Below are 12,700 nucleotides of genomic sequence, written 5' to 3' on the forward strand. Positions count from 1 at the left end.
ATATAATATTCTATTCCTCCAAGTTAATATCTAATCCTAAACCTTTTAATTCATAACATAATACATTAAAAGATTCTGGATTATTAGGATTAGGCATTTCTGTTCCTTTAACTATAGCTTCGTAAGTTTTAGCTCTTCCTACAACATCATCTGATTTTACAGTTAATATTTCTCTTAAAATATTTGCTGCTCCGAATGCTTCTAATGCCCATACTTCCATTTCACCGAATCTTTGTCCTCCAAATTGAGATTTACCACCTAAAGGTTGTTGTGTAATTAAAGAATATGGACCTATAGAACGAGAATGCATTTTATCATCAACCATATGTCCTAATTTTAACATATATATATATCCTACAGTAGCAGGTTGATCAAATCTTTCTCCTGTTTCTCCATCAAATAAATATGTAGTCCCAAATTTAGGTATCCCTGATTTTTTAGTATAATTAGATATTTGATCTATTGTGGCTCCATCAAATATAGGAGTAGAAAATTTTATGTTTAATTTATAACCTGCCCAACCTAATACAGTTTCATATATTTGTCCTATATTCATTCTGGATGGAACTCCTAGTGGATTTAATACTATATCTACTGGGGTCCCATCTTCTAAAAAAGGCATATCTTCTACTCTTAGAATTCTAGCTACTACACCTTTATTACCATGTCTTCCTGCCATCTTATCTCCTACTTTTAGTTTTCTTTTTTTTGCAATATAAACTTTAGCCATTTTAACAATACCAGATGGTAATTCATCACCTACCGTAATAGAAAATTTTTTATGTTTTAAACTACTATTTAATTCATTTATTGATATCATATAATTATGAAATATATCTAATATCAAATCATTAACAATATCATCATCTGTCCATTTATCGAAATTAATACTTGTATAATCTGATATACTATCAAATAATTTTTTATTTAAATTTTCTCCATGACTTACAATTTTATTTCCATTTTTATCATAAATAGAACTAAAACATTTTTTTTCATTTAAAATTGTGACTAATTTATTTATTAATTTTGTTCTTAGATTAGAAAATTTATTTTTATATTCTTTTTCTAAAGAATTTATTAAAATTTTATCTTTTTCTCTAGAAGATTTATTCTTTATACTTCTGGTAAAAAGTTTAGTATCTATTACTATCCCAAATAAGGACGGCTCAGCTCTCAAAGAAGCATCTTTTACATTACCCGCTTTTTCCCCAAAAATAGCCCTTAATAATTTTTCTTCTGGGGTAGGATCAGTTTCTCCTTTAGGAGTAATTTTTCCTATTAAAATATCCCCTGGTTTTACTTCAGCTCCAACTCTAATAATCCCATTTTCATCTAAATTTTTAGTAGCTTCTTCACTAACATTAGGAATATCATTGGTTAACTCTTCCATTCCTAATTTTGTATCACGAACTTCTAAAGAATATTCATCAATATGAATAGACGTAAACCAATCTTCACTGACTACTTTTTCAGAAATTAATACCGCATCTTCAAAATTATATCCATTACAAGGAATAAATGCAGCTTTTAAATTTCTTCCAAGAGCTAACTCTCCATTTTCTGTAGCATATCCTTCACATAAAATTTGCCCCTTTTTTATTTTTTCACCTTTTTTAACAATAGGTTTTAAATTAATACATGTATTTTGATTTGTTTTTCTAAATTTTATAAGATCATAAATTTTTATATCTGAGTCAAAACTAATCAACTCTTCTGTTTTTGTTTTATCATAACGAATAATTATTCGTTTTGCATCCATATATTCTACTGTTCCATTTTTTTCGGCATTAATTAAAATTCTAGAATCTTTTGCTACTTGTTTTTCTAATCCAGTTCCAACTATTGGTGATTCTGGTTTTAATAGAGGTACAGCTTGACGCATCATATTTGATCCCATAAGTGCTCTATTTGCGTCGTCATGTTCTAAAAATGGTATTAAAGATGCAGATATAGAAGCTATTTGATTAGGAGCTACATCTATATAATCAATTTGACTAGATTCTACAATTGGAAAATCTCCATCTTTTCTTGCTATAACTCTATTTGAGAGAAAATTTCCATTTTTATTGATAGAATTTGCTTGAGCTATAATTTTTCCTTCTTCTTCTTCTGCACTTAAATATTTTACTAATTGTAATAAATCTACTTTATTATTTTTTACAATTCTATAAGGAGTTTCAACGAATCCCATACTATTAATTTTTGCAAAAACAGATAATGAAGATATTAAACCAATATTTGGACCTTCTGGGGTTTCTATAGGACATAATCTTCCATAATGAGAATAATTAACATCTCTTACTTCAAATCCAGCTCTTTCTCTTGATAATCCTCCTGGACCTAAAGCAGATAACCTTCTTTTATGAGTAATCTCAGATAAAGGATTAGTTTGATCCATAAATTGAGATAATTGGTTTGTTCCAAAAAAAGTATTAATAACAGATGATAAAGTTTTAGCATTAATCAAATCAACAGGCATAAAAACTTCATTATCACGAACATTCATTCTTTCTCTTATAGTTCTAGCCATTCTAGCTAATCCTATATTAAATTGTGTATATAATTGTTCTCCAACTGTTCTTACTCTTCTATTAGAGAGATGATCTATATCATCAATTTCTTTTTTGGAATTAAATAAATCATTTAAATGATTTATTATGGCTATAATATCTTTTTTTGTTAAAACTAAATGATTTTGATCAATATTTAATTCAAGTCTTTTGTTTAAACGATATCTTCCTACAGGACCTAAACTATATCTAGAATCAGAAAAAAATAATTTATCTATCACATTTCTAGCTGTTTCTTCATCAGGTGGTTCAGTATTTCTTAATTGCCTATAAATGTATTCTATTGCTTCTTTTTCAGAATTTGTAGGATCTTTATATAAAGTATTATATATAATAGAATAATCTTTTTTCTTACCATTTTCTTTGTGCAAAAAAATAGTTTTTATATTATAATTACAAATAATATCTATATGTTCTTGTTTTAATAAAGTATCTCTTTCAATAAGAATTTTATTTTTCTCTATGGTTACTACTTCTCCAGTATCTTCATCTACAAGATCTTCATGCCATATCCTCAATACTCTTTCAGCCAAAATTTTATTTATGATATTTTTTATATTATTTTTTTTTATTTTAACTTCTTCTGATAAGTTAAATATCCTTAATATATCTTTGTCCCTTTCATAACCTATAGCTCTTAATAAAGTAGTCATAGGTAATTTTTTTTTTCTATCGATATATGCATACATAACATTATTTATATCCGTAGCAAATTCTATCCATGATCCCTTAAATGGAATAATTCTTGCCGAATATAATTTAGTACCATTTGCATGATGAGATTGACCAAAAAAAACTCCAGGAGAACGATGTAATTGAGAAACTATAACTCTTTCTGCACCATTAAATATAAAAGATCCAGAAGGAGTCATATATGGACACGTTCCTAAATATACATCTTGACAAACAGTTTCAAAATCTTCATGTTCTGGATCAGTACAGTATAATTTTAATTTAGCTTTTAATGGTACACTGTATGTTAATCCTCTTTCAATACATTCTTCTATAGAATACCTTGGAGTATCTATTGAATATCCTTTAAACTCTAAAACAAATGAATTTCTTGCGTCAGAAATTGGAAAATTATCCATAAATGCTTTAAATAATCCTTCATTTTTTCTACTTTCTGGTTTAGTATCCAATTGAAAAAATTCTTTAAATGATTTAATCTGAATATTTAAAAAATCTGGATAATCTACTCTTTTTGCTATTGATGAAAAAGTTATTCTTTCTGATATTTTATCTGTATTCACTAGTCAATTTATATTTTTATTTAAGTTCAATTTGAGCTCCTATATTTTCAAATTTTTCTTTTAAAATATTTGCTTCTTCTTTACTAACAGATTCTTTAATAGTATTAGGTATATTATCTACTAAATCTTTAGACTCTTTCAGCCCTTTACCAGTAATTTCTTTTACTAATTTAACTACAGAAAGCTTAGAACTACCAGAAGATTTTAAAATTATATCAAATATATTTTTTTGTTTTTTTTCATTTTCCTGATCTTTATTTTTATTTGAATTTATTTGTAAACTTTGAAATACATTTGGTTTTATTCCATATTTTTTTTTTAAAATTTCTGCTAATTCATTAACTTGTTTTATAGTTAAATTTACCAATTGTTCTGCTAACTTTTCTACCATTTTACTTTTTTTTACAATTTTTTTCTATTTTTTTTTATTATTATAATTTGTTATTTTTTTATATTACTTATTTCTTAATAGATAAGTATTTTAAAATATCATATATTTGGTTTGATATTTTTGATAATGATAAAATAGTATTATTTAAAGGATTTATTAGATTATGTAATATATCAATAATTAATTCTTCTTTAGATTTAATATTTACAAGTAAATCTAGGCTATTGTTTCCAATATAAAAATCGTTTTGAACATATGCTATTTTTAAAATAGGATTTTTTATATTTTCCATAGAATGAAATTTTTTAATAATTATTGATACAATTTTTCCTAAATTATTGTTTGAAAATAAAATACTAGTATTTTTTTTTAAAAAAGGTAAAAATGATTTTAATTTTTTATTTTTTATATTTTTTATAGATTTTTTTAGTAAAGAATTTTTTACAACTATCATTTTAACTCCATTTTCATAAAAACTTTTTCTTAAAAAAAATGTTTGATTAGCATTTAAATTAAAAAAATCCATTAAATATATAGTATTACTATTAGACAGTATTTTATTTAAATTTAGTAAAATATCTTTTTTATTATTTTTATTTTCTTTCATTTAGAAAAACTTTTTGATCAAGTAAAATACTATAACTCATAGTGGTTGATAAATAAATATTTTTTATATGATAATTATAATTTTTTTTAATAAATTCTTTGACAAATACCATTATATTTTCTAATAAAAAATTATTAGAAAATGATTTTCTACCAATTGAAGAATGAATAATACCATATTTATCTGATTTAAAAAATACTCTTCCAGAAATAATATTTTTTATAGAAATTTCTGGATCTGAAGAAATTGTATTATACTTATTATTTGGCATTAATCCTTTTCTACCTAAAATTTTACTTATCATATTTAATTTATTCATGATAGATGGCATAGAAATAACACTATTTATTTTATTATCCCACCATCCTGAATTTATTTTATCTATATAATCTAATCCTACATAAGTAGCACCTACTTTTTTAGATTCATTTTTTTTATCTTCGGTAACTATGGCTAGTATACAATTTTTTTTACCTGTTCCATGAGGTAAATCAACTATTCCTTTTATATTATTATTTCCTATTTTATTATTTTTACAAAGACGAATTGATATATCTACAGATTCATCAAATTTAGCAAAACCAATTTGTTTAATAATTGATAAAGATTCTTCTAAAGAAAAATTTTTTTTATAAATTTTTGATAAAAATTTTTTTCTATTTTTAGTTAATTTTTTTTTTGACATAATTTTAATAAATTTCAATCCCCATAGATTTTGCTGTCCCAGTTATTATTGATATAGCACTATCAATAGAAAAACAATTTAAATCACTCATTTTTTTTTCAGCTATTAATTTTATATCATTTAAACTTACTCTTCCAATTTTAATACGATTAGGCTCTTTAGAGCCTTTTTCTTTTTTTAATATTTCTAATAAAAAAAAAGAAACAGGAGGATTTTTTATTTTAAAAGAAAAAGATTTATCATCATATACAGTTATCACAACTGGACAAATGATACCAGATTTATTATTAGTAATTGAGTTATATTGTTTACAAAATTCCATTATATTTACACCAGAACTTCCTAATATTGGACCAATTGGGGGGGCTGGTGTTGCTTTTCCTCCATTTATTTTTTGAATTTTAATTTTTTTTATAATTTTTTTATTAACCATATATACCTTAAATTTTTTCTATTTGAGTAAAATTTAATTCTAATGGAGTTTTTCTACCAAATATCAAAACTGCTAATTCTAATTTTTTCTTTTCTTCATTTATTTTTTCTATAGTTCCATTAAAACCACTAAATGGTCCATCTATAACTTTAATTGTTTCTCCTACTACAAAAGATACATTCATATTTTCATATGAATTATATTCCATTTTTCCTAAAATTTTACTTACTTCTTCTTTTCTCATAGGAACTGGATTTGATCTACTTCCTTTACCTTCTCCTAAAAAAGTTATAACCCCAGGAACATTTCTAATAGCATGTAATGCCTCTCCTTCTAAATTTGCCTCTATCATGACATATCCTGGATAATATGCTTTTTCTCTATGAATTTTTTTTCCCTTCCTAATTTGAAAAATTTTTTCTATCGGAACTAAAATTTTTCCTATTTCATTTTTAAATCCATTATTAATCAATTCACTTTCTATGTAAGATTTTATTTTACTTTCTTTTCCACTAATGGTTTTAATAACATACCATTTTTTTTTTATATCATTCATTAGGTAAAAATATTATAAAGAAAAAAATTTTTTTATTAGGAAAATAAAAAAACCATCTACTCCATATAAAAATATGGATAAAAATACAGAACAAAAAACAATTAATACAGCTGATTCTTGTAATTCATACCATTTAGGCCAAGTAATATAATAAAAAAATTCTTTATAAATCTCATAAAAAAAATTGTTTTTTTTCATTTTTTTGTAGTAAATATTACATTATCATAATTTTTTAATTAGCACGGATGGTAAGAATCGAACTTACGACCTTCGGTTTTGGAGACCGACGCTCTGCCTATCTAAGCTACATCCGTTTTTTTTATCAAAATTTATTTAATAATATCTATTACTTGTCCTGCTCCAACTGTTTTACCTCCTTCTCTAATAGCAAATCTTAATTTATTATTTAAAGCTATAGGTTGATGTAATTTAACTATCATAGTTATATTATCTCCTGGCATTACCATATCAATTCCTTTTGGAAGATTAATTTCGCCTGTAACATCTGTTGTTCTCAAATAAAATTGAGGTCTATATTTATTATGAAAAGGAGTATGTCTACCTCCTTCTTCCTTTGTTAAAATATAGACTTCTGCTTTAAATTCTTGATAAGGTTTTACAGTATTAGGAGATGAAATAACCATTCCTCTACAAATGTCTTTTTTTTCTATTCCACGTAATAATAATCCTACATTATCTCCAGCTTGTCCCCTATCTAAAATTTTTCTAAACATTTCAACTCCAGTTATCGTAGAAGATAATTTATTTTTACCCATACCTATTATTTCTACCGTATCACCAGTGTTAATTATTCCACTTTCTATTCTTCCAGTAGCTACCGTTCCTCTTCCTGTTATAGTAAAAATATCTTCTATAGGCATTAAAAATGATTTATCCATTTTTCTAATAGGAACAGGAATATATTCATCTAATGTATTCATTAAATCTTTAATTCGATCTATCCATTTTTTTTCTCCATTTAGTGCTCCTAAAGCAGATCCTTTTATTATAGGTATTTTATTTCCATCATATTCATATTTAGAAAGTAATTCCCTAATTTCCATTTCTACTAATTCTAATAATTCAGAATCATCTACTTGATCTACTTTGTTGATAAAAACTACGATTTTAGGAACTCCAACCTGACGTGCTAATAAAATATGTTCTCTAGTTTGAGGCATAGGTCCGTCTGTAGCAGCGACTACTAAAATAGCTCCATCCATTTGCGCTGCTCCTGTTATCATATTTTTAATATAATCTGCGTGTCCAGGACAATCTACATGTGCATAATGTCTTTTTAATGTTTCATATTCTACATGAGAGGTATTAATAGTAATTCCTCTAGCTTTTTCTTCTGGAGCATTATCAATAGCATCAAAACTTTTTTCTTCTGCTAAACCTTCTTCGGATAAAACTTTTGTAATTGCTGCAGTTAATGTAGTTTTACCATGATCAACATGCCCTGTAGTACCTATATTTAAATGTGGTTTATCTCTTTTAAATTTTTCTTTTGCCATAACTATTATTTAAGTTGAGTTCAAATAAAAGCCAACGGCGGGAGTTGAACCCGTGACCTCTTCCTTACCAAGGAAGTGCTCTACCACTACTGAGCTACATTGGCCAATAATCGTAATTAATTATATTAGAGCGGAAGACGGGATTCGAACCCGCGACATTCAACTTGGAAGGCTGAAGCTCTACCAAACTGAGCTACTTCCGCTAAAAAAAATATGGGGAGAGTAGGATTCGAACCTACGAAGACATTCGTCAACAGATTTACAGTCTGTTCTCGTTAACCAGGCTTGAGTATCTCCCCCTCTCTTTTATCAATTTAAAGCCGGTAGAGGGATTCGAACCCACGACCCCGAGATTACAAATCACGTGCTCTAACCATCTGAGCTACACCGGCAAAAAATTATTATTAATAACACGTAATAATGAAAAAATCAATACAATACAAATCTATGGAGATTTTTATAATTATCAAAAATAAATAGATGTTAAAAAAAATTCACTTTATTAATTTTTTTTTTAAAAAAAAAATTGAAATAATACCAATAGATATAAAAATATCAGATAAATTAAAAATAGGTTTAAAAAATTGAAAATGATATCCTCCAAAAAAAGGAATTACCTTAGGTAAAAAAAAATCTATTATAGGTAAATAAAACATATCAACAACACATCCTTCCATGAAGGATGAATAACCTTTTTTTAAAAAAAAATTTAATTTAGATACTCCTGAATAAGGAATCCATTGTTCATATTCTTTATTGTATGTAGTTCCAGTATCAAATAATACTCCATATAAAAGACTATCTAAAAAATTACCTATAGCACCTGACAATATTAAACAAGTAGGTATTGTTAAATCTCTGTTAATATTTTTTTTTTCATTTCTTATATGAAATAATAATATAAATAAAACTAAAATAAATCTAAAAATACTTAATAATATTTTTCCGTTATAACCAGAAGAAATTCGTAATCCATACGCCATACCAGGATTTTCTATAAAAAAAATCATGAAAAAAGGAAATATATAATATCCATCCCCTAATTTAAAATGAGTTTTTACATAAATTTTAAGAAATTGATCAACCAATATAATTGGTAAAATTATTAAAAAAATTTTTTTCAAAAAATATTAATTATATTAAGTTATATGAAAAAATTTTACAAACTTAAACATTTTTATGTTAGTTATTTTTAATCTATTTTTTTTAATTTTATAAAAATATGTTGATGTTCAATTATAATTTTTGATCCTTCCTCTTTTTTCCATAAAAAAATATTATTAGATAACGTTTCTTTGCATAAAAAGAATTTATTATTATTTATAATAATATTTATATCTTCATTTTGTTTAGTATTAATATAGATTAATATTTTATCTAACACATGACAATTTATTTCTTTTCTTAACTTCTGTATATTTCTAATTAAATCTCTAACAATCCCTTCTTCTCTAAGAGATTTTGTTATTCTTAAATTTAAAGCAACTGTTATATTATTATCGAATAATACTGCCCAATTTTTTATATATTTTGTTACTATTATAACATCTTCTAAATAAATAGAAAATTGTTCTTTTTTTATATTTATAAAAATTTTTTTATTTTTTTCTAAATTATTTATATCAACTTGTGTTAATCCATTAATAATATTTGAAATTTCCTTAGTTTTTTTTTGAAATTTTTTACCTATAGATCTGTAGTTTGGTTTAATTATTTTAAATAATTCAATAGTTTTAAAAGATGAAGGAAATTCTATTTTTTTTATATTAGATTCTTTTAAAATAATATTTGATATTTTTTTTAAATGACTATATTTTTCTTTTTTATTGCAAATAATCATTATATTTTTTAATGGTTGACGAATTTTTATATTATTTTTTTTTCTAATAGAAAGAATCATATTAACTATTTTTTTAGCTAAAAACATTTTATATTCTAAATCACTATTAACTAAATTAATGTTATAAATAGGATAAAAACTATGATGAACACTTATGAATTTTTCTTTATTAGTGATAGAATTTAAATTTATATAAATAATTTCTGAAAAAAATGGAACTATTGGAGATATAATTTTTGATATATAAATTAAACAATTATAAAGAACTTGATATGCAGAAATTTTACTTTTTGTATATTTTTCTTTCCAAAATCTTTTTCTACAATATCTTATATACCAATTACTTAATTGATTTATTACAAAAAATGTGACTAAACGAGTTACTTTATTTGGATTATAATTGTTATAACATTTTTCTGTTTCATTTACTAGAGTATTTAATTCAGAAATTATCCAAAAATCCATATCAGTATAATGACTTAAACAATCTTTTTCTTTATAAGTAAATCCATCTATATTCGCGTACATAGTAAAAAAAGAGTAAATATTATATAATGTCCCAAAAAATTTTTTAATTACAGTATGAATACCATTTATATCAAATTTTAAATTATCCCATGGTTCAGCATTTGAAACAATATACCAACGAATAGCGTCAGGTCCATAATTATCAATTAAATACATTGGATTTATAGTATTTTTTTTACTTTTTGACATTTTTTGTCCATTTTTATCTAAGATTAATCCAGTAGGAATAACATTTTTATATGAAATAGATTTAAATATAGCACTACTAATAGTATGTAAAGAAAAAAACCATCCTCTCGTTTGATCTACTCCTTCTGAAATAAAATCTGAAGGAAATAATATGTTTTTATCTATAAAATTTTTATTTTCAAATGGATAATGAAATTGTGCATAAGGCATTGATCCAGAATCAAACCATACATCAACTAAATCGGGATCTCTTTTCATTGGTTCTCCTTTAGAAGAAGTTAATATAACATTATCTAATACATGTTTGTGTAAATCTATATTTTTATAATTTTCATCACTCATATCATTTAATTTGAATTTTTCTAACATATTATAAGACATTACCCCACTTTTTATAGATTTTTTTATTTCTATGAATAATTCTTTAATAGATCCTATAACTATTATTTCTTTTTCACTTTTATTTTTCCATATAGGCAATGGAGTTCCCCAAAATCTAGATCTAGATAAATTCCAATCCTTTATATTTTTTAACCACGATTCAAATCTATTATTAACTCTATTATAAGAATTTGAGTACCAATTAATTTTGTTACTTAAATTAATCATTTCATTTTTTATTTTTTCAGTATTAATAAACCATGAATTTAATGGATAATATATAATAGGTTTTTCTGTTCTCCAACAATGTGGATAAAAGTGTTTATATTTTTCTGATTTAAATATTTTATTTTCTTTTTCTAATAATGAAATTATTTTATTTTCGACAGAAAACGTTTCATTTTTATTAGGATTAAATTCTTTTTTTATGTATTTTTCACTTAAACCATGAGGAAAACTTTTTATAAATCGTCCTTGACGATCTACTAAAGGAATAAATTTATTTTCATGAAAAATAATCATAGAAGGAATATTATATTTTTTAGAAACTAAAAAATCTTCAAAACCAAAAGTTGGAGATATATGAACAATTCCTGTTCCTTCATTCACATCTACAAAATCACCATTAATAACTTTAAAAGCCTTATCATAATTATGATAAGGTTTAAACCATGAAAGTAATTGTTCATATTTACTGTTAATTAAATCTTCCCCTTTTAATTGACATATTATATAATATGGAATTTTATCTTTTTTATTATATGATTTTATATAATTATCATTCGGTACAATAAAATATTTACTTGGTTGAAGTATTTTATTAATTGATTTTTTAGAAAAAATTAAATTTTCTTTTTTATCATTATTAATATTATAAATTTTTACTAAAAAATAATCTATATTTGATCCAATAGATAATGCTGTATTTGATGGTAATGTCCATGGACTTGTTGTCCATGATAAAAAATAGATATCTCCTGTAACATTTTTTATATTATTTGGTAATGTATTTTTTATTGATTTAAATTTTACAATAGGAGATATTTGTTCTACTTTTTTATAAGTACCTGGCATATTTAGTTCGTGATAACTTAATCCAGTACCAGCACATGGAGAATATGGTTGAACTATATATCCTTTATAAATAAAATCTTTTTTATATAATTTTTTTATTATCCACCATACACTTTCTATATATTTTGAATCAAAAGTTTTAAACGGTTTATTTAAATCAATCCAATACCCTATTTTTTTTGTAAATTCTACCCAATTTTTAAGAGATTTATTAACAAATTTTTTACATATTTTATTATAATCATTTATGCTAATTTTTTTTCCTATATCATTTTTATTTATCCCTATTTTTTTTTCTACATTAATTTCAACTGGTAATCCATGTGTATCCCATCCAGATTTTCTAAATACAATTTTTCCTTTTAAAGAATGATATCTACAAAAAATATCTTTTATTGTTCTTGATAAGACATGATGTATCCCAGGGTCTCCATTTAATGACGGAGGACCTTCATATAATACATATTTAGAACAACTTTTATTATTAATATTTTTCCAAAAATTATTCTGAATTTTTGGAAAAATATTATAATTTTCCCAAAATGTTTCAATATTTTTAGACATTTTTTTTAAATCTAATTCTTTATATTCTAGAAATTTTCCTGACATAGAAATTTTTAGTTATTTATAATTAAAAAAATTTTATTAAAATTCAATCTAGCTTGAATAGATA

10 protein-coding genes and 5 tRNA genes are annotated in these 12,700 nt (G+C 23.9%); all 15 read right to left on the reverse strand.

Features of this window, described 5'->3' with window-relative positions; translation table 11 throughout:
• Positions 1-10 precede the first annotated feature (10 nt).
• Positions 11-3,826, reverse strand: a complete 3,816-nt coding sequence (gene rpoB / locus H0H33_RS02125; protein WP_185877773.1) for a DNA-directed RNA polymerase subunit beta — start codon at positions 3,824-3,826, stop codon at positions 11-13.
• A gap of 16 nt (positions 3,827-3,842) precedes the next feature.
• Complete coding sequence (gene rplL, locus H0H33_RS02130) at positions 3,843-4,217, reverse strand: 50S ribosomal protein L7/L12 (protein ID WP_185877774.1); 375 nt, start codon at positions 4,215-4,217, stop codon at positions 3,843-3,845.
• 67 nt (positions 4,218-4,284) lie between these two features.
• On the reverse strand, positions 4,285-4,824 hold the full coding sequence (gene rplJ, locus H0H33_RS02135; protein WP_185877775.1) for a 50S ribosomal protein L10: 540 nt from the start codon (positions 4,822-4,824) through the stop codon (positions 4,285-4,287).
• Positions 4,811-5,509 carry a 50S ribosomal protein L1 gene (locus H0H33_RS02140; protein WP_185877776.1) on the reverse strand — a complete coding sequence of 233 codons (699 nt, stop codon included), beginning with the start codon at positions 5,507-5,509 and terminating at the stop codon, positions 4,811-4,813. Before H0H33_RS02140 ends, rplJ begins: the two co-directional genes overlap by 14 nt.
• A gap of 4 nt (positions 5,510-5,513) precedes the next feature.
• A complete protein-coding gene (gene rplK / locus H0H33_RS02145; RefSeq protein WP_185877777.1) occupies positions 5,514-5,942 on the reverse strand; it encodes a 50S ribosomal protein L11 in 429 nt (142 codons plus the stop codon).
• Between the two features lie 7 nt (positions 5,943-5,949).
• A complete protein-coding gene (gene nusG / locus H0H33_RS02150) occupies positions 5,950-6,498 on the reverse strand; it encodes a transcription termination/antitermination protein NusG (RefSeq protein WP_185877778.1) in 549 nt (182 codons plus the stop codon).
• A 12-nt stretch (positions 6,499-6,510) separates the two neighbouring features.
• Positions 6,511-6,696, reverse strand: coding sequence for a preprotein translocase subunit SecE (gene secE / locus H0H33_RS02155; protein ID WP_185877779.1), 186 nt, complete (start codon positions 6,694-6,696; stop codon positions 6,511-6,513).
• A gap of 42 nt (positions 6,697-6,738) precedes the next feature.
• Positions 6,739-6,812, reverse strand: a tRNA-Trp gene (locus tag H0H33_RS02160).
• Positions 6,813-6,827: 15 nt separating this feature from the next.
• A complete protein-coding gene (gene tuf, locus H0H33_RS02165; protein WP_185877780.1) occupies positions 6,828-8,015 on the reverse strand; it encodes an elongation factor Tu in 1,188 nt (395 codons plus the stop codon).
• Between the two features lie 29 nt (positions 8,016-8,044).
• A tRNA-Thr gene (locus H0H33_RS02170) sits at positions 8,045-8,119 on the reverse strand.
• A 25-nt stretch (positions 8,120-8,144) separates the two neighbouring features.
• Positions 8,145-8,218, reverse strand: a tRNA-Gly gene (locus tag H0H33_RS02175).
• Between the two features lie 11 nt (positions 8,219-8,229).
• Positions 8,230-8,314 (reverse strand) — tRNA-Tyr (locus H0H33_RS02180).
• Positions 8,315-8,333: 19 nt separating this feature from the next.
• Positions 8,334-8,407, reverse strand: a tRNA-Thr gene (locus tag H0H33_RS02185).
• A 102-nt stretch (positions 8,408-8,509) separates the two neighbouring features.
• Positions 8,510-9,139, reverse strand: a complete 630-nt coding sequence (locus H0H33_RS02190) for a lipoprotein signal peptidase (protein WP_185877781.1) — start codon at positions 9,137-9,139, stop codon at positions 8,510-8,512.
• A 68-nt stretch (positions 9,140-9,207) separates the two neighbouring features.
• Positions 9,208-12,636, reverse strand: a complete 3,429-nt coding sequence (gene ileS / locus H0H33_RS02195; protein ID WP_185877782.1) for an isoleucine--tRNA ligase — start codon at positions 12,634-12,636, stop codon at positions 9,208-9,210.
• Positions 12,637-12,700: the final 64 nt, after the last annotated feature.

This window comes from Blattabacterium cuenoti (assembly GCF_014252415.1).
Taxonomy (GTDB): domain Bacteria; phylum Bacteroidota; class Bacteroidia; order Flavobacteriales; family Blattabacteriaceae; genus Blattabacterium; species Blattabacterium cuenoti_Y.

Coding starts and splice junctions, on each gene's coding strand:
- rplL (WP_185877774.1), bottom strand. CDS start 4,217: ATGGTAGAAAAGTTAGCAGAACAATTGGTAAATTTAACTATAAAACAA.
- rplJ (WP_185877775.1), bottom strand. CDS start 4,824: ATGAAAGAAAATAAAAATAATAAAAAAGATATTTTACTAAATTTAAAT.
- H0H33_RS02140 (WP_185877776.1), bottom strand. CDS start 5,509: ATGTCAAAAAAAAAATTAACTAAAAATAGAAAAAAATTTTTATCAAAA.
- rplK (WP_185877777.1), bottom strand. CDS start 5,942: ATGGTTAATAAAAAAATTATAAAAAAAATTAAAATTCAAAAAATAAAT.
- nusG (WP_185877778.1), bottom strand. CDS start 6,498: ATGAATGATATAAAAAAAAAATGGTATGTTATTAAAACCATTAGTGGA.
- secE (WP_185877779.1), bottom strand. CDS start 6,696: ATGAAAAAAAACAATTTTTTTTATGAGATTTATAAAGAATTTTTTTAT.
- tuf (WP_185877780.1), bottom strand. CDS start 8,015: ATGGCAAAAGAAAAATTTAAAAGAGATAAACCACATTTAAATATAGGT.
- ileS (WP_185877782.1), bottom strand. CDS start 12,636: ATGTCAGGAAAATTTCTAGAATATAAAGAATTAGATTTAAAAAAAATG.